This window comes from Paraburkholderia sp. BR10141 (assembly GCF_056155635.1).
Map to the genome: position 1 here is coordinate 146186 of NZ_JBMIQH010000015.1, position 18073 is coordinate 164258.

Sequence of the window (18073 nt, forward strand, 5' to 3'; positions counted from 1 at the left end):
CTCCAGGCGAGACCCGCAGCGCGATCCGCATTATTTCATGTCGCGCGCTACGCGAAATCCATTGGCTTCGTAGCGAACGCTGCTGTCGTATTTGAAGCGCGTGGCGGCGAGCATATAGCCCGCGCCGTCACGCCACGATCCGCCGCGAATCACGCGCGTCTGGCAGTTGGGCTCGTCCCACGAGTGGCCATCGTTCGGCGCGTTCTTGTACGAGTTGTGCCAGCAGTCGCTGACCCATTCCCAAACGCCGCCGGCCATGTCGTAGAAGCCAAACGCATTGGCCGGGAACGAGCCGACGTCGTCGGGCGCCTCGACGTGCCACGGCGGCCCACAGTCCTTGCAGTTCGCCGTGCCCTTGCGCATGTCGTTGCCCCACCAGTAGCGCGTTTCGGTGCCGGCGCGCGCGGCATATTCCCATTCTGCCTCCGTCGGCAGACGGTAGGGCTTGCCGCTGATCTTCGAAAGCCATTTCACGTACTGCTGCGCGTCGTCCCAGCTCAGGTCGCGCACGGGGGCGTTCGGCGAGGCGTTGTTCTCGTTCGACAGGCGCGGGCAGGCGCTCGCGGCAACGCACGCGTTCCACTGCGCCACCGTCACCGCATACTTCGCGAGCGCGTAACTATGGCCGATCGTCACGTGGTGCGCGGGCCGCTCCGAGGCGTCGTCGGTGTCGATGCCCATGGTGAAGTTGCCGGGCGTCACCGCGACCAGCACCGGGCAAGATGGGCAGTCCTGAATGTCGTGGGGACCCGGCTTCGAAATGGCCGGATTGCCCTTGGCAGCAACTGCCGCCGCAGCTGCAGCCGTTGCCGCGGTCGTCGCGGCGCCCGGCGGTGCAGAGGCGGGCGCTGCCGTGGTCTGCGCGGGTGGGGGCGGCGGTGTCTTTGCCTGAGGCGCTGGCGCGGGTGCCGGGGTGGGAGCGGCGGCCGCGGGGTTGCTAGCCGGGTGCGGGGTGGAAGCAGCGGGCGTGGCGGACGCCGCAGCGGGTTTCGATGCCTCCGCACGCAAACGCGTCAGGCGGGCTTGCGCGAGCGGCGCGAAGCGTCCGTTCGGATAGGCCTTCAGATACGCCTCATAGTCGCTCGCGTATTGACTGTCCTTGATCGAATTCCAGAACGTGATTTCGTATTCCTGGGAGGTGTCTTTCGGCATCAGGCCAACGCGCACGATCGCGACGCCATAGCGTTGCCGCGCTGCGCCGGCCGCGGTGAGGCGCTCATGTCCGGCGTGGGCGCTTGCGTACCGGCCAGGAGCTTGCGGCTCGAGACGCGGCTGCTCGCGTGCCGGAGCCGAACGGTCATGCGCTGCCGGCGCGGCCGAACGTAGCGTCGAAGTCAGGCCTAGCGAGATCAAGAGGCACACAGGCAACACTAGCCGCCACATGTTCGTTCTCCCTATCAGGTGCCAACCCGGGTGCATACCCAGGCGTCATCGCCTTTCAATGCCGACGGTGCGCTACCCCGCTGCAGTCGCCAGCCGCGCTCGCATGAAACGCGGGCCGCCGCCGGCACAGGCACTGCCTGCGCACAACTACAAAATAGCACGCACGCCGCGCGATGCAGTAACTCGGTGGCACCCGCACGCGCGGCGCCGATTTATCTCCGTCCGCTTGAATCCGTCCTAAGCTGTAGAACACGCACCGAACTCCAAAGCGGCGCGCCGTCTGCCGAACAAGGAGCACGAAGATGCAACGAAGAGCAACCCTGTTGGCCCTGGCAGCGGCCGTTCTGATGCCGCGCCTCGCGTTTGCCGAGCGCACCCCGTCGCCGCCCGGCGCGGAGGTCTACATCATCTGGCCGCCCGACGGCGCGACGATTCCCACCGGCAAGTTCTGGGTTCGCATGGGCCTGCGCAACATGGGCGTTTGCCCCAAGGGGATCAACAAGGCGAACACGGGCCATCATCACTTGCTCATCGACACGGACCTGCCGCCGCTCGATCAGCCGATCCCGTCGGATCGCAATCATTTGCATTTCGGCGCGGGCGAAACGGAAGCCCGGGTCGAGCTTGCGCCGGGCAAGCACACGCTGCAGTTGCTGATGGGCGACTACAATCACGTGCCGCACGATCCTCCGGTCTACTCGAAGAAGATCACGGTCACGGTCAAGTAGCGAAGGACATCCGGCTTTGGCCGCAGCGCAAAAGAAGCGGGAGTGCACGCCATGAACAGGTTCCTCGTTTTTGCTGCCAGCCTCGTGCTGCTCGCGGGCGGTGCGGCGCAAGCAGGCACGACGCCGGTCGACCCGAACGCGCACGTTTATATCGGCTGGCCCAACGACGGCCAGGTCATGCCGGCCGGGCGGCCATTTCGCGTCTGGTTCGGCCTGCGCAACATGGGCGTGGCGCCCGCGGAAGTCGAGTTTCCCAATACGGGCCACCACCACCTGCTCGTCGATACGGACTTGCCGCCGATGGATCAGCCCATTCCATCCGATCGCAATCACCTTCACTTCGGCGCCGGCCAGACCGAAACGATGCTGCAGTTGCCGCCGGGCAAACATACGCTGCAGCTGCTGATGGGCGACGCCCACCACGTGCCGCACAACCCGCCGGTGTACTCGAAGAAGATCACCATTTACGTTAAGTGATCCATACGAATCGATCGCGAATGTTGCGGGATGATTCGAACGTTTGCGACGCTTTCACTTTCCCCCAGCAAACAGTGTTCGTAGCGCGCCAACATAAGCCGATCGACGCGTTGGCGCGCGCCCATCACCGCGCACGACGCGCACGCGCCACGCGCCGCGCGTGAGACTCCGGGAATTCCAGAACAGTCCTTATGCGACGGGCGATGCGCGCCGTGCGCACGCGCACTCGTGCATCTGGCACGCCTCATGCCTTGTTGGACCCGAGCCCGCAACCATGCAGCTCACAATCCCAACAGTGTTGCATCCATTCCTGGAGAACTGCCATGAGCAAGCTGATGATCGCCGACCTGAGCGTCGCGCAAGAACTCGACCGCCGTGAAATGAGCGCCGTGCGCGGCGGCCTGGGCCTGTGGCCCGTCTGCTACCCGACGATGCCGAGCGTGAAGGTCGACTCCACCAACTTCTCCGCATCGCAGTTGATCGGCCAGACGAACACCATCCTGTCCAACACGGGCAACGACGTGGCGTTCGTGAACAACCTCCACGCTTCGACCAACCCCGTGCAAACGGCTCACAACACGATCAACTTCTGATCGTGCTGCCAGCCGTGGAGGCCTACCCGCCTCCACGGCGCCGCCCTCCACCGCATCCGCTGCACACCGCTTCTTCGTCGCGTCCTTCGCCGCCTTTCCCTTAAGGAGTCGATCGTGAACACACTGCTCTCGCCGTCCGCCGCGCACGTATGTCGCGGCGCGTCGCGCTGGCTGACCCGCGTCGTCGGAGCGGCCGGGTTGTGTGCCGTGGCGCTGTGCGGCTGCACGGATCTGGGCACGCCTGCGTATCGGCGCCCGGACATGCCTGAGAAGGACGCCTGGGCGCATACGAGCCGCACGTTTTCCGCGGCCGATACGGTCAATCCGCAGTGGTGGACAGAGTTCGACGATCCCTACCTGAATACACTCATCGAAAAGGCGATTGCGGGCAATATCGATATCCGGGTGCTGGCGGCGCGCATTGGCGTAGCCGGCGCGCAGATCGGGGAAGTGCAGGCCGGTGCACTTCCCACGGTCGACGCGGGCGCGGGTATCGACTATGAGAAGAGCACGGGGCTAGCGCTCTCGAAGACCTATAACGTCGCCACTCAGGTCAACTGGGACATCGATATCTGGGGCAAAGTCGAAAAAAGCGTGCAGGCTCAAAAGGCCGAGTATCACGCTAGCGAAGCGGATTGGCGCGCAGGCTATTTGACGCTCGTTACGAAAGTGGCGAGCACTTATTTCCAGATCCTCCAGTTCGACGATCAGATCCGCGACGAGGAAGACACGCTCAGGCGGAACAAGCAGATTCTCACCATCTACCAGCAGATGTACGCAAACGGTGTCGCGCCCAAGACCGAGGTGCTGCGCCAGAGCGCGGAAGTCAATGGCGTCACGAACGAACTGCTCGAACTGCACCGCGAGCGCGATACCGCCGAAAACGCGCTTTCCACGCTGGTCGGCGTGCCCGCCGGCGAGTTCAAGATGCCGTCGGGCCAGTTGCGCGAGCGCGTGAAGTTGCCGGATGTGCCCATGGGCCTGCCCGCGCAGCTGCTGGGGCGCCGTCCCGATGTGGTGGCCGCGCAGTACCGCATTCTCGAATCATATGACGAAGTCGGTTCCGCGCGGCTCGCGCAATTGCCGACCATCAGTCTCACGGGCCGCGCCGGCACAGCCGCGTTTTCGCTCTCCGACCTCTTCAAGGTGTTCACGCTGAGCTTCATGCCGAGCATCGACTTTCCGATGTTCGACCCCAGCGTGCATGCCCACATCAAGACGACCGAGGCCCAGAGCAAGGTTGCCGAAGAGCAGTATCGCCAGGTGGTGTTCACGGCGTTCGAAGAAGTCGAAAATGCGCTGGTGAACCTCGACGCGCATAAGAAGCAGCGCATCGAACTGCTGCAGCAGAACGAGCGGCTGCGCACCGTCGCGGCGCAGGTCGAGGCGCAGTTGAAGGAGGGGCTGGTGTCGCAGCTCGAAGTATTGGAGTCCGAACGTTCGCTCGCAAACGCAGAACAGTCGCTTTTGTCCAACCATGAGCTGATCCTGAGCGACACCGTCACCCTCTACAAGGCAATCGGCGGCGGCTGGCCCGACGTCGATGTCGCCAGCGTGGCCTCGAATTCCGCTGTGTCGGCAGCGCCCGTCAAGTGAGCGCGCTGGTCGCAGCGGGCCGCGTCAGTTGTTTGACTCCAGCCAACAGTCGCCTACACTTTTCTCACACCCCGATCGCCATGTGCAAGGCGCGCGGCTCCACACGGAGAGTCAGTGCGCACGCGGCGCCTGCGCCACGCGCGTCCCGGCTCACAACTGCTGATCGCTGGCGGAATCATGGTGCCTGACGCCGCTTCCATTGCCGAGAGCCAGACATCGCTCGACCGAACGTTCGATATCGTGCTGCGGCCGATATCGCATGCAGAGCTGGGCGAGATCCGCATCGACAAGGATCTTTTCGCAGTCGGGCGGACCCAGCCGCCTTTTGCCGAGGCGAAGCCCGAGGTCGTGGTCGATGTCTCGCGCCGTCATGCGCGCATCTTCCGCGAGGGCGCGGCGGCCTACGTGGCCGACCTGGGCAGCAAGAACGGCACGGCGGTCAATGGCATCGAAGTCACCCAGAAGCCTCACGTTCTCAAAGACGGCGACGAACTCAGCTTTGCCGGCGCGCTCGCGTTTCGCGTGAGCTTCGCGCCGCGTACGGTGCGGGCGCCTGCGCGGGCGACCGTGGTGACGCTCACGCCGGTGCGCGCCGATCTGGGTTTGCAGCAGATTGTCGTGACGAGCTTTCCGTTCCTCGTCAGCAAGGCCGACGAGACCTTTTCGCAGTATCACGACGCGTATCCGCACCAGGTGAACTATTTGTCGCGCCGTCATGCGCACATCTACGCCGAAGACGATGCGATGTACGTCGAAGACCTGGGCAGCACCAACGGCACGTTCCTTGACGGACAGCGACTCGACGATCATGCGGTCAAGCTCGAAGACGGCCAGCGGATCGCCTTTGGCGGCGAGCACTTCGTCTACCGGGTTGGCCTCGAAAGCACGAGTGGAAGCGATGCCACCGTGACGGCGACGCGCGAGCGCCGCGCCGCGGTGCTCGCCGAAGATGCAGACCGCACGACGTTCATTGGCAGCGCGCACTCGTTTCTCGATATTTTCTGCACGCCGCCCGCGCCTGCCCAGGACGACGAAATCAATCCCGATGCGCCGCAACCCGCGCCGGAGCCGGGCCACGACGCGCGACGCCGGCGCGGCAGGATCGAGGTCTTCCTGAGTGAGTTGAGCGAAGCGCTGGGCGGCAGCGGAAAGATCAACATGGGCGCGTTCGCGCGCTGGGGCGGCGGCGCGATTGCCGTGATCGTCGCGCTCGTTGCGCTCACGTATTTCCAGGGTGCGCCGCAGCGCGACATGCAGGCGTTGCTCACGAGCGGACAGTTCGAAAGTGCGGCGCGCATGGCCGATCAATATCTCACGCGCCACCCGAACGACAGCACGTGGCGCGCGATGGGGACGGAAGCGCTCATCAAGGCCGACGTGCCCGACTGGGTCGCCGCGATCAACGCTCGCGCGTTCGATCGTGCGCGTGCCATCGTGGAGGACATGCGTACGCTCGCGCGCCACAACCCGGACGCCGCGTCGCTCGTGGAAAACATCGGCTGGATCGGCGCGCTGCAATCGTTCGTGCAGGGACGGGGCGGCCCGCAGGCGCCGATCCGCATCTATCGCGACGAGGCGCCGATCCATGCGCTGACGAGCCGCTGGAACGACGACCCCGGCGAGCATCAGCGTGCATTCGACCGGATTTCGGCCTACGTGCCGGCGTTTGCCGCCGTGTATGCCGATTCCCTCAGCCACCTGCGCAAGCTGCAGAGCGACGACTCGGTGTATGTGGCCGCGCTCGAGCGCATCCAGCAGGCAATCGACAGCGCACTCGCGAGCGACCGCTTCGACGCGCTCACCGCGATGCTGAGCGACTATGCGCAGCGTTATCCGCGCCTCTCGGGGCTCGATGCCGTGCGCGCCGACGTCGACCAGTATCAGCAGATCGACAGCGAGGCGCACGCGGGCCATGTGCAGGCCGTGCACGACCGCCTGGCCGCCGCTCACTTCGCCACGCCGCCGTTCGCGGCCCATGCGGGCGCGCTCGAAAAGCTTGCGCTAGCGGGAGGGCATGGTGAATCCGCGCCAGCTCATTGAGCGCCTGCGCAAGGCGCTCGGCATGCATGATGGGCGTGCCGCGCCCGAACCGCCGCGGCCGCTCGGCGAGGCGCTGGGCGACCACAGCGAGGAAGGGGTGGCGATCCTCACCGCGCGTCCGTGGCGCCTCATCGAAGCGACGATCATCACGATGGTCGCGCTCGTGGTGTGCGGCCTCCTGTGGTCGTTCGTCGGCCGCGCCGACGTCATCGTGAGCGCGCAGGGCGCGCTTGCCCCGGAGTCCGAGGTGCGCCGCATCTACGCGCCCGTGGATGGGGAACTCGTGGATATCTACATCGCCGAAGGTCAGCCCGTGGAGAAGGACGACGTCATTGGCCGCATCAATGCACGCGGCGCGATCCAGGCGGCGACCAACGCGCTCGACGCGCGCCTGAAACTCGACGACGCCGAACGCGACTGGAAGGCGTTCCCCGAAAAGAAGGCGCTTATGGAGCGCAAGGCCGAGGCGCTCAAGGCGCAGATGGACGTGGAAACGCATCTGCATGAAACGCGCGTGGCGGAAGGCACGAGCAAGCTCCAGCAGGCCGAGAACGCCCAGCTCGACGAAGCGCGCGGCAATATCGACAACGCGCGCCACGTGCGTGACCTCGCGAAGGAAGACCAGGACAAGTACGAGCGGCTGTTCGCGCTGCCCGGCGGCGGCGGGGTCTCGCAAAGCCAGGTCGAGGAAAAGCGCAGCGCGTTCCTGCAGGCCGATAACAACTACCGGATCGCGCAGGCGCGGCTCAGCGAATTGCAGGCGCAAACGAGCCACGACTTCGCTCAGGCGAAGGCGCAGCTCGAAGGCAGTGCCGGGCAGCTCACGTCACTGCGCATCGAATACGACGCGACGGAGCGCGAAATCGCCAATACCGAGGACAAGTTGCGCCTGCAGGTGCAAACCGCGCGCCTTGCCGCCGACGCAGCGGCGCGCATCCGCTTCGAGAACATCGACAAGGACAACTTCCTGCTCGTGCTCGCGCCGGTCTCGGGCGTGATCACGGACGTGACGACGACGCAGCCCGGCGACAAGATCCAGGCGAACACGCCGCTAGGCGGCATTGCGCCGGCCAACGCGCGCCCGGTCGTGAAGGTGGCGATTGCGGAGCAGGACCGCGCGTTCCTGCATGAAGGCTTGCCCGTGAAGCTGAAGTTCAACGCGTTTCCGTACCAGCGCTATGGCGTGGTGGACGGCACGCTCGAATATATTTCGCCGACCACGAAGCCGCAGGTGCAGACGAAGGAACCGGTTTACGAGGGTCGCGTGCGTCTCGCGCGCGATCATTTTTCGATTGGCGGCGCGACGTATCCGTTGCGCTACGGTATGACGGCAACCGCCGAAATCGTAGTGCGCGAGCGGCGCCTGATCGATTTCGCGCTGGACCCGTTCCGGCAGGTCGCTGGCTGAAGATATTCACCAGTTCAGATTTCGGGAATCGGAAATCAGGGGAACGCAATGACGACAATCGTACGGATCGACGACGAAGCGATCGACACGGAAGATTTCATCCGCGTGCTGAAACTCACGGGGCAGTTCGAGAGCCTGGTCGAGCAGCAGGTGCGCGACCGGCTCACGGTCATCGCCGCGAAGAAAATGGGCGTAAAGGTGGAGCCCGACGAAATCCAGCAACGCGCCGACCAGTTTCGCCGCGTGCGGGGGCTGCACCGCGCGGCGGACATGAATCGCTACCTGGACGTGTTCGGTATCAGCCTCGACGAATTCGAGCACTTCATTACCGACACGCTCTATCAGGAGAAGACCTTCAACCTGATCTGCAACGACGAGGCGGTCGAAAGCTACTTCAAGCTCAATTCGCCGAAATTCGACAGCATCGAAGTGAGCCACATCGTGGTGGACTCGGAAGGCAAGGCGCGCGAGGTCATGTCGATTCTCGAGGACGAGCCGCAGGCGTTCGGCGAAATGGCGCGTGAGCATTCGATCGCCGATACCAGCGAGCGCGGCGGCGTGATCGGCAAGGTATTGCGTGGGTCGTTGAAGACGGACATCGAGGCGAAGGTGTTCAACGCGCAGGTCGGCGACCTGCTCGGCCCGTTTCCCGCGCCGGACGGCTCGTTCTTCGAAATCTTTTGCGTGACGGCAAAGCATCCGGCGTCGCTCGAAGCGGACGTCTCGTCCGAGGTGCGGCGGCTATTGCGCGAAGAATGGCTCGCGGAGCGCGCACAAGAACATATCATCGACGCGCACTGAGCGCGCAGAGCCACGCAGATGGACACCCAGGCGCCCCTACCTGCCAGCGCACCGTCGCTGGTGGATTTTCTCGCATCGGTCGAACCGCTCTCGCTCTTCTCGCGCGAGGAACTCGACCGTCTTGCCGCGCAGGTCGAAACGCGCAACTACGCATTTGGCGACACGCTGTGCAAGCGCGGCGAGCCCGCAGCCGGACTCTATGTGATCCGCTCGGGCTCCGTGCGGATCATCGCCGAAGAGCGCGGCAAGGAAATGAGTCTAGGCGTGCGCAAGGAACGCGAAGTATTCGGCGAAATCGCCATGCTGCGCGACTACTGGCACGAAGTGTCGGTGCGCGCTTCCGCGAAAACCGAGGTGCTTTGCATCCCCCGCGCGGCGCTCGAGCCGTTGCTGGCTGCGAATCCGGCCGCGCAGTCGTTCGTGACGAGCTATGTCGCGATCAGCTCCGCGGGCGGCTTCGTCACGCGGCTTTTCGACCTGCGCGGCAAGCTTTCGCGTGCCGAGCTCGAAGAGTATGTGTCGAGCGTGGGCGTCAAGCGCGTGAGCGCGGGCAAGGAGATCATCCATCAGGGTGCCGGCGGTGACATGCGCCTATATGTCGTGCGGCAGGGCGAGGTCAGTATTGCGCGCGAGGAAGACGGCAGCGTCTATCAGATTGCGACGCTCGGCGCGGGAGAGATCTTCGGCGAACGCGCTTGCTTGCTGCGCCAGAATCAGCCCGCGACCGTCACGGCACTCACCGATGTACGGCTCCTGGTGATTCCCGAGAAGACTGTGCATTTCATGCTGGAGCGCAACCCGAAGCTGCGCGAGGTGCTGGAAGAGCGCGTGCGCTTCAGCGAGCGCGAATTGCAGCGGCAGAAGAAGCTCGCCGAGCGCCGCAGCCGGGCCGTTGCCGTGGACAGCGGGGCGGATGCTGCATTTAGCGAACGCGTGGTCAAGCGCTTCGTGCTCATCGAGCAGGCCGAGGAGATGGATTGCGGCGCAGCGTGCCTCGCCATGATCTGCCGGCATTACGGCATACCCATGACGCTCGGCAAGCTGCGCGACCTCGCGAACGTGACGACGCAGGGCGCGACGCTGGACAGTCTCGCGCGCACCGGCGAGGCGCTCGGCTTCACGACGCGGGGCGTGCAGTGCACGTTTGAGGCGCTGCAAGGGTTCGAGCTGCCGTTCATCGCGCACTGGGAGGGCTACCACTATATCGTCGTGTACGGCGTGTCGAAGCAGTGGGTGAGGGTGGCCGACCCGGCGCTCGGCTTTCGCAAGCTGAGCGTCGAAGCGTTCGAGCGCGGCTGGAACGGCACGTGCCTGCTGTTCACCGAGGTCGAGACCACGGGCGCGCAGGCGGCGACGCGCTCGCCGTGGGTGCGCTTCATCGGCTACCTGCTGCCTTACCGGAAAATACTCGCCCACCTGTTTCTCGCGACCTTCGTGATCCAGTTGCTCGGCGTGGTGCCGCCGCTCATCATCCAGAACATTCTCGACAGCGTGATCGTCCACCAGAACGTGAGCCTGCTGCATCTCCTGATCGTGGGACTCATCATTTCGCACCTGTTTACGCAGCTGATGACGACGATACGCGCGCATCTGTCGAATTTCATGGTGCGCAGTCTCGACTTCGCGATGATGTCGCAGTTCTTCAAGCACACCATGTCGCTGCCGTTCTCGTTCTTCGCGCGCCGCAAAACAGGCGACATCTTCGCGCGCTTTCAGGAAAACCAGACGATACGCGCGTTTCTGACCGAATCGACGGTGACCACGGCGCTCAACCTCCTGATGATCTTCATCTACTTCACGATCATGTTCCTCTACAACGTGAAGCTGACGCTGCTGCTGATCGCGTTCGTGATTCCCATCATGGCGCTCACCGCCATTGCCACGCCGCGCATCAAGCGCTACGCGCGCGAGGTCTTTGCCGTGTCCACCGATGCGCGCTCCATGCTGATGGAGACGCTTGGCGGCGTCGAAACCGTGAAGGGCATGGGCATAGAAAGAGCGGTGCGCCTGAAGTGGGAGCGCAAGTACGCGAAGTCGCTCGAAGTGCAGTATCGCGCGCAGGCATTCAATATTCTCGTGGGTCTCGGCAGCCAGTTGCTCAACGCGGCGACCACGATCGTGATTCTCTGGGCGGGCGCCACGCTCGTGCTCGATCAGGAGTTGAGCATCGGCCAGCTCATTGCGTTCAATGCGTTCATGGGCAGCGTGCTCGCGCCGCTCATGGGCCTCGTCGGGCTCTGGAGCCTCATGAACGACGCGGCGGTCGCGATGGAACGGCTAGGCGATGTGCTCGACATCGAGCCCGAGCAGAAGCCCGCCGACCTCGGTTCGCGCGTGCTGCTTCCCGACCTGCAGGGCGACATCGAATTCAACGGCGTGTATTTCCGCTATGGCGGCAACGAAACGCCGTATGTGCTGGAGAACATCAGCTTCTCGGTGGGGCGCGGCCAGATGGTGGCGATCGTGGGGCGCAGCGGCTCCGGCAAGACGACGCTCGCGAAGCTGCTGGTGGGCTTCTACGCGCCGACCGAAGGCAAGATCAACGTGGACGGCTACGACATGAGCGCGATCGATCACGCGTACTTTCGCGCCCAGGTGGGCTACGTGATGCAGACGAACCTCGTGTTCTCCGGCACGATTGCCGAGAACATCGCGTGCGGCGATGCAACGCCGGACTGGCGGCGCATGGAGGAAGTGGCGCGCATGGCCGATGCGCACGCGTTCATCAGCAAGATGCCGCTCGGCTACGAGCAGGTGGTGGGCGAGCGCGGCATGGGCCTTTCGGGCGGGCAGATCCAGCGCCTCTGCATTGCGCGGGCGCTCTATCACGACCCGCGCCTGCTGGTGTTCGACGAAGCCACCTCGTCGCTCGACACGCAGTCGGAAAGCAACATCCTCTCGAACATGCACGACATACTCCAGGGCCGCACGGCGCTCATTATCGCGCACCGGCTGAGCACCATCATGCGGGCGGACAAGATCCTCGTGCTCTACGAAGGGGCGATCGTGGAGCAGGGGCGGCACGAGGAACTCGTCGAGCGCAAGGGCATGTATTACCAGCTCGTGCAAAAGCAGCTGGGGGCGTCATGAAACTCTTCGATCCGCACGGATTCGGCAGCTCCGTTGTGTCATATGCGGGGCTGCTCGAGAAGATCGAGATCCTGCGCTCGACGCTGCGCTGGGCGCCGCGGCTCGAACGCACCGATATCGAAAAGCTCTTGAACCAGTCGAACGCGCTGCGCGACGAAGTCATGCAACTCTCGCGCAAGGAGCGCTTCGTCGAAGCGGCGGCAGAGGCGCCCGAAGCGCTCGATGCGCTGGCAAGGCCGGATGCCCTCGCGCCCACAGCGCACCGGCGGCGCGAGGCGCTGATCGAGCGCAGCTTCATCTTCGAAGGCATATTCGGCGACAACCCGAAGCTGATCGCAGCGCTGGAGATCGCGGAAAAGGCGGCGCCCACCGATCTGCCCGTGCTGATCGACGGCGAGAGCGGGACGGGCAAGGAGTTGATGGCGAAGGTGATCCACGCCAACGGTGCACGCGCCGACCGACCGTACATCTCAGTGAACTGCGGCGCGATACCCGAGAACCTGCTCGAATCAGAACTGTTTGGGCATCGCAGAGGGGCGTTCACGGGGGCGTCGAGCGATCGCAAAGGGAAGTTCGAAAGCGCGCATACGGGGACGATCTTTCTGGACGAGATCGGTGAGTTGCCGCTGCAGGGGCAGGTGAAGCTGCTGCGTGTGCTCGAATCGCACGAGATTCAGCGGGTGGGCTCCGATGAACCCATCGGGGTCGATACGCGCATCGTCGCCGCGACGAATCGCAACTTGCGCGAGCTCGCGGCGCAGGGGCAGTTTCGCGAGGACCTCTTTTATCGGTTGAGCGTGATTCATGTCACGCTGCCTGCGCTGCGAGAACGCAGCGACGAGATTCCGCTGTTGATTGCCTATTTCGGCGACGAGGCTGCTGCGCAGCTCAAGCGGCGGCCTATGAAGCTGACGCCCAAGTTGCGCGATTTTCTGCTTACGTATGCTTATCCGGGGAATATTCGCGAGCTGCGTAATCTCGTGTATCGGCTTTCGTGTCTTGCGGGTGAGACGGCCGATATCGAGCATCTGCCCGATGATATTCGGCCTAAGTCCGCTGCACTGGCTTTGCGGGTGGCGGAGGCCGAGGCGGCAGGCGCGCCTCTTTCACTGAGCGATGCCAAGCGTGCTGCTAGCGATGAGGCCGAGAGGGCGTTTCTCGAGCGCGGCTTGCAGGAGACCGGAGGTACGGTCGCGGAGCTGGCGCGGCGCTGTGATATGAATCGGTCGCACTTGCAGATGCTGCTCAAGAAGCATGGGATTCATTCCAAGGATTTTCGGCATGCCGAGAAGGTGAATCATGAGAAGGGGTCTTGATCTGGGTGCCGAGCGGTGCTTTTTGTCGTGGCTCTTGGCGCTTTTGGCCGTTCATGCCCGGGAGCCTCTAGCCTGGCTGATGCGGCGGGCAGTTTTTTCACCGTGCGGTCTCCAGCCGGAAAGAGGCTCCTGAACAGTTCGCCCAGCATCATTGCGCCTCCGGGACAATGCCTTGCGGCAGGGGCATTGCAGCGTGCTTCGCCGCGGCGATGGCTGCCGGCGGCAGCGGCGGCGCACTGCTCGCCATGGCCTTCGGCCCAGCCTTCGCGCTGCCGGTCAGAAAGATGCGCGCGGGCAATTAGAAAGTCGGACTGGAACTTGCGTAGCATATCTCGTTACAGTCGAAGGTGAAGTTGCAGTGCCAGACGGCGAAGCCGATGGTCTGTCGTCAGAAGTGAAGCGGCACCGGCAGTATTGGCCTACGCTCAAACATCCATGTAAGATGAGGATTGCGATGGAAGCAGACGTGGGGAAGGGTCACACCTGCACACGCACAGGTCATCGCTCAGTGCGCCTTCCCTGCCATCGGGTCTCCTCATTGACCCGCGCGGACCATCGCACACAATGTAACCTGTCGACTGTCATTCAGGAAACCATACTTTTGTCTCTCTCGTAGGTCTGCTCGCGCTCGCCAACCCTGTCGTTGCGATCGCCACACACTACAGTGCCATCCGCCGTCGTCCTGTCGCCCTGCAGAATGTCGTACCGCCTGACCATGATGTGATTCCAGATTGATGGGGTCAATTGCGAGGCGTGCCAGGTCGTTACCGGGCCGGACACGTGAAGTCTCATAGACGCTTTCTCGTCAACCCGTGTTTCGAACAACCGAAAAACAGGCTCCGGTCTTCCCAGCCGTCGCAACAAGCTGGGGCGCACCATCGTGCATCGCGCCAATGGCCGCGCACGCCACTGCAAACCACGGCGCCGCCGTCCCGGCATGACCAACCATGTAGTCGATATCCGCCATCTTTGCGCCAATACCTGCCTTGACGACAGCTTTGACTACCGCATTGGCGCCGGCACCATGAAGTGCGCCCTGCCAGATCCGTTTCATCTCTGCGGGCTTGCTGCATCCCCATCGCAGGGTACGCGCAAGCGCGTCGTCTATGGCACAGTCATCTGTCCCGTTCGGCCGATGGAACATCGCGATCGGCGCGAGTGCGAATTTCTGGCATATCGCTTCCGGCGCAACGAGAAGCGCAACAACGACTTCTGCACTCCCGTCAAGAGGGAGCGCCTGACAAATTGCGTTCAGGTTCACGCAAACGACAAGCCGTGCCTCCTCGTCGAGCCTGCGGTTGACCCGGTCAAGCCACGCGTCGGCGTACATCAGGTCGGACGGCTCTGGCATGAATCTGACCTGAACCGGGCGGAGGTCCGACAACGTCCATTGCCTCTTCCAGATCGCCAGCGCTTCGTCTGTGTCTACAATGTCCGGCAGCATCACCTGAACTTTCAACCCCAAATCCGGTGGCAGCGAACGTATCGCTGCAGCAACCGTATCGGTCACCGTGCTGAATGCCCATGCGAGGACATACCAGCGGCGCTCGTCGTCGTTCCTGAAAGGGACTCCGTCCTTGTTCCTGTCCGGCTTTTCGAACCAGCGAGCATTGACCAGCGGCGCGTCCGGCTTAAGGGCAGTCTGCGGCTCGAGCTTGACGGATCCGTCAAGCAATTTGCCAAATTCGTCGTCCTTCGCCTCGCTAGCAAACCTGACGGTCGAAGCAAGAACTCCCAGCGGTCGGCTGGCCCGCTCAAATACATCGTTCACGTAGCTTTCGCGGGCGTCGTTCCACGCGATGGCGTCAAGCCGGCGCCCCTCGTAAACGCTATAGCGGCGCAAGACCACGAATGCGGCGATACCGAATGGATAGACCGACACGCAGGTCCAGAACCAGAGCGTCTGGGTCGGTTCGCCCTTTGGCCAGAGAAACAGCACGACGAAAACGCCGGCGATCACGATCAGAAAAAAGACAAGGGTCCAGCGCAGGCGCGATGGTGCGTTATCGGGTACAGGCTCCTCAGGTGGCAAATGTGAAAAGTCGATGCCCATCGTCGCCCCCTTAGAAGCCATTGGGACGCGGGCGCAGGGAGCGGGAAATGACATCCCACAAGGCAACCGCTTCACCTTCGCTCATGGATGCCGCGTCGACTGGACTATCAGTAAAAGCGTTTGGCGAACCTGTCTGAAAATCGAGCGTCAGAAGTGGCGCCTCGACGCTACTCGTCATCGAATTCGCCTCAAGCGTCAGCGTGCTTCTTGGTACACCCCTATCCGACTTATCGGAGACGAGCCATTCCTCAGCGTCGATGCCAGGCAATGCGACTTTACCCTTCCGTATGGTTCCTCCTCCAATGGATTTCAGGCCGGCATCAATCTGATCGCCACGTTGCAGGAGCGTGTTGGGTTCCTGAATACTGGAATCGCTGTCGAATCCAATGCTCACGTCGCGATTCCCGATCAACACGTACTGCGCCCAGGCATATTCCTCGGCGCGCGCTTTCCCCGGTAGAAATGCACCGAGAAAGCATAGACCTTGCTCTGCGGGAATCTCATCCTCGGCCCGCCAACGTAGCCTTTTAACGATGTCGAAAATGAGGCGAGTTTTTTGGGGCACATCGTTCTTGACCGCCATCGCCTTGATTGACGGGGCGTCCGTTTGATCGGGATGAAGAAAGTCAATGCCCACGATACCCAGCTTGAAGCGGTAGCCGTGATCCCACTTGTACACCTCAAAAACGCGATTCGCGGGACCGTCGCTCACGTTCCCACGATATAGAAAGTAGTGCGTATCCGGACCATCCACCTGATCATCGGCGTAGAGGAAGGGATACGCGTCGATACTTTTGGTGCCACTGAGTTCAACTTTGCGCCTCGCGACCTCACCCAGATACTCTTCGTGCGTCATGGCCTTCGGCTCGATAATAACGCCCTGAACTTTCGCTCCGCCCGAGACGAGCGCGTCCATCGGCATATCAATCACATATCGGCCAATGCACCGGGGCTTGAGGTTCAGTGTCAGTTCATTCACTTTATGTTTCTCCTGTTCATTCAACGTGGCTGGCTGACGCCCACAGGCGGAAATGACCAGAATTGGAAGCACGAACAGCCATGCGCCCGCGCGAATATTCAACATTTATATTCCAGTAACGTTCCCTTGACGTTCCCGACAATTCGGGTAATCGCCCACAATGCGAAGAGTTGCTGGGGCCGGTTCTTGTATGCGCCCTCATGGTCAACATCCGGATAGGCCACGCAGGCCTGCACACCGGATTGCCCCGCAGGAGCCCGACCGGATCGGATCGGAACCGTGCCGTCTCCATTCTCCGCCGCATCCTGCAAAGCGAACTTCTCGCGTACGTGGTAAGGACCAGTCATGTTGTCAATATATTGCGTTCCCGTCCCATCATCGTTGAGCAATTTTCGGTCAAGCAGATCGGTTATCGGGTCATTCTGTTTGCCAAATGCGCCTTGCGGGCTCGCTGCTCTTTTCCAGACCACGTCCCCCCATGTCCTGTGCTTTTCATCATCACCATAAAACGCATAAGTAGCAGGATGAAACTTGCCGCGCATCGCCTCGTGAAATGGCTTGACCTTGGTGTTGATTAACTGCTGGTATCCCGTCCAGTCCGCATCGATGCTTGTCTTTTTCGGATCCAGCGGATTGATTAACGTATCATCGACCAATCCCCACCACTTCCCTCGTTGCAGATAGATTTGCTCATAGGGATCGGACTCGGGCAGGGTGAAGAGACTGGCTCCGTCCCGGATCTTGAGCCACCCCATGCCATACTCCACACTTGGCAGGAGCTGCAACGGGCCCGGTGCCTGCGCGAAGACGGCGGTCATGTTTGCACGATCTCCTCCTAGCGTCTCTCTCAACGAAAACTCCCCTTCGGTGCCGCTCGTGACCCGCTTGTACGCCGTTGCTGAACCCGTTGTCGGCATGACGCCATGAACAATTCCTAATACTTTGTCACGATGTCCATCGACTTCCGAGTAATGGCGTGCGACAAACCCCCCCATGGAGTGCGTGACGATAATCACTTTCTCACAAACCTTCCCCTGATCTTTATAGTAGTCGGTAATTTTTGCAATCTTGGCCGCAAGATATTTTGCCGAATCCGAGTTGGATTGGAGCCAGTTGTATCCGACCGCGTGAACTGGCATGTAATACATGTATGACAGCGCAACTTCATCATGTGAGAGCACACTGACGCCCGGTGCTTCAGCTACAAGTTCTTTCATGAGGGCCGCCCGGAACCCTCCCTTGCACTCATGCGCATCGTTCAGTGTATTCTCCAGGAAGGGAAGGAACGTTCCGTAACTCATCTTCGCCACGGTGCCCCAGCCTCGCCGATGCAGTTCCGCCGCACCTTGTGCGGTCCCCGTCGGAATTTCACCATCTTGGTAGACGTCGGTGTTTGCCGGATCGAGTTCCAACTTCCGTTTTTCTGGCCCGCGGAGAAACCAATCAGCTCCAACGCTTCCTTTGCTATTGACCAGCCAGACCGGCTTATTTGCTTTCGGTCCTTTCACAGCCTTAAGGTTGGTTCCCATTACCCCCGGGACGAAGATCACGGGAATAGCCCGAGTAGGGACCATGTAGCACACAGCCGTACTGTCGTCAGGCCTTGACA

Annotated in this window: 13 protein-coding genes; 9 read left to right on the forward strand and 4 right to left on the reverse strand. The window is 62.4% G+C overall.

Annotation, left to right across the window (positions count from 1 at the left end; translation table 11 throughout):
* Positions 1–30 precede the first annotated feature (30 nt).
* Positions 31–1383, reverse strand: coding sequence for a formylglycine-generating enzyme family protein (locus tag ACOJB8_RS21535; RefSeq protein ID WP_475014110.1), 1353 nt, complete (start codon positions 1381–1383; stop codon positions 31–33).
* A 302-nt stretch (positions 1384–1685) separates the two neighbouring features.
* Here ACOJB8_RS21535 and ACOJB8_RS21540 point away from each other — a divergent pair, with 302 nt between their 5' ends.
* The 9 genes from ACOJB8_RS21540 (at position 1686) to ACOJB8_RS21580 (ending at position 13432) form a co-directional block, all read left to right on the forward strand.
* On the forward strand, positions 1686–2111 hold the full coding sequence (locus tag ACOJB8_RS21540) for a DUF4399 domain-containing protein (protein WP_069262263.1): 426 nt from the start codon (positions 1686–1688) through the stop codon (positions 2109–2111).
* Between the two features lie 51 nt (positions 2112–2162).
* A complete protein-coding gene (locus ACOJB8_RS21545) occupies positions 2163–2588 on the forward strand; it encodes a DUF4399 domain-containing protein (RefSeq protein ID WP_069262262.1) in 426 nt (141 codons plus the stop codon).
* A 323-nt stretch (positions 2589–2911) separates the two neighbouring features.
* Positions 2912–3181 (forward strand): hypothetical protein, encoded by a 270-nt coding sequence (locus tag ACOJB8_RS21550; RefSeq protein WP_069262261.1) that lies wholly within the window; start codon positions 2912–2914, stop codon positions 3179–3181.
* A gap of 123 nt (positions 3182–3304) precedes the next feature.
* Positions 3305–4777: an efflux transporter outer membrane subunit gene (locus tag ACOJB8_RS21555; protein WP_475014141.1), complete on the forward strand. Its 1473-nt coding sequence runs from the start codon at positions 3305–3307 to the stop codon at positions 4775–4777.
* Positions 4778–4891: 114 nt separating this feature from the next.
* On the forward strand, positions 4892–6817 hold the full coding sequence (locus tag ACOJB8_RS21560; protein WP_475014112.1) for an FHA domain-containing protein: 1926 nt from the start codon (positions 4892–4894) through the stop codon (positions 6815–6817).
* A 22-nt stretch (positions 6818–6839) separates the two neighbouring features.
* Positions 6840–8225: a beta-barrel domain-containing protein gene (locus tag ACOJB8_RS21565; protein ID WP_406951462.1), complete on the forward strand. Its 1386-nt coding sequence runs from the start codon at positions 6840–6842 to the stop codon at positions 8223–8225.
* Between the two features lie 48 nt (positions 8226–8273).
* Complete coding sequence (locus tag ACOJB8_RS21570; protein WP_069262259.1) at positions 8274–9026, forward strand: peptidylprolyl isomerase; 753 nt, start codon at positions 8274–8276, stop codon at positions 9024–9026.
* 18 nt (positions 9027–9044) lie between these two features.
* Complete coding sequence (locus tag ACOJB8_RS21575; protein WP_342948258.1) at positions 9045–12116, forward strand: peptidase domain-containing ABC transporter; 3072 nt, start codon at positions 9045–9047, stop codon at positions 12114–12116.
* Complete coding sequence (locus ACOJB8_RS21580) at positions 12113–13432, forward strand: sigma-54 interaction domain-containing protein (protein ID WP_342948257.1); 1320 nt, start codon at positions 12113–12115, stop codon at positions 13430–13432. Before ACOJB8_RS21575 ends, ACOJB8_RS21580 begins: the two co-directional genes overlap by 4 nt.
* Before the next feature lie 805 nt (positions 13433–14237).
* On the opposite strand, the gene ACOJB8_RS21585 is transcribed toward ACOJB8_RS21580, so the two are convergent.
* From ACOJB8_RS21585 to ACOJB8_RS21595, 3 genes are read right to left on the reverse strand one after another with little or no spacing between them, the layout of a single operon-like run.
* Positions 14238–15485 (reverse strand): hypothetical protein, encoded by a 1248-nt coding sequence (locus tag ACOJB8_RS21585; protein WP_342948256.1) that lies wholly within the window; start codon positions 15483–15485, stop codon positions 14238–14240.
* Positions 15486–15495: 10 nt separating this feature from the next.
* Complete coding sequence (locus tag ACOJB8_RS21590) at positions 15496–16569, reverse strand: T6SS immunity protein Tli4 family protein (protein WP_342948255.1); 1074 nt, start codon at positions 16567–16569, stop codon at positions 15496–15498.
* Positions 16563–18014, reverse strand: a complete 1452-nt coding sequence (locus tag ACOJB8_RS21595) for an alpha/beta hydrolase (protein WP_342948254.1) — start codon at positions 18012–18014, stop codon at positions 16563–16565. The genes ACOJB8_RS21590 and ACOJB8_RS21595 overlap by 7 nt, the downstream gene beginning before the upstream one ends.
* Between the last annotated feature and the right edge of the window lie 59 nt (positions 18015–18073).

Excerpts from the sequence above, each read along its gene's own strand:
- ACOJB8_RS21535 (WP_475014110.1), bottom strand. The coding sequence starts at position 1,383 with ATGTGGCGGCTAGTGTTGCCTGTGTGCCTCTTGATCTCGCTAGGCCTG.
- ACOJB8_RS21540 (WP_069262263.1), top strand. The coding sequence starts at position 1,686 with ATGCAACGAAGAGCAACCCTGTTGGCCCTGGCAGCGGCCGTTCTGATG.
- ACOJB8_RS21545 (WP_069262262.1), top strand. The coding sequence starts at position 2,163 with ATGAACAGGTTCCTCGTTTTTGCTGCCAGCCTCGTGCTGCTCGCGGGC.
- ACOJB8_RS21550 (WP_069262261.1), top strand. The coding sequence starts at position 2,912 with ATGAGCAAGCTGATGATCGCCGACCTGAGCGTCGCGCAAGAACTCGAC.
- ACOJB8_RS21565 (WP_406951462.1), top strand. The coding sequence starts at position 6,840 with ATGCATGATGGGCGTGCCGCGCCCGAACCGCCGCGGCCGCTCGGCGAG.
- ACOJB8_RS21570 (WP_069262259.1), top strand. The coding sequence starts at position 8,274 with ATGACGACAATCGTACGGATCGACGACGAAGCGATCGACACGGAAGAT.
- ACOJB8_RS21575 (WP_342948258.1), top strand. The coding sequence starts at position 9,045 with ATGGACACCCAGGCGCCCCTACCTGCCAGCGCACCGTCGCTGGTGGAT.
- ACOJB8_RS21580 (WP_342948257.1), top strand. The coding sequence starts at position 12,113 with ATGAAACTCTTCGATCCGCACGGATTCGGCAGCTCCGTTGTGTCATAT.
- ACOJB8_RS21585 (WP_342948256.1), bottom strand. The coding sequence starts at position 15,485 with ATGGGCATCGACTTTTCACATTTGCCACCTGAGGAGCCTGTACCCGAT.
- ACOJB8_RS21590 (WP_342948255.1), bottom strand. The coding sequence starts at position 16,569 with ATGTTGAATATTCGCGCGGGCGCATGGCTGTTCGTGCTTCCAATTCTG.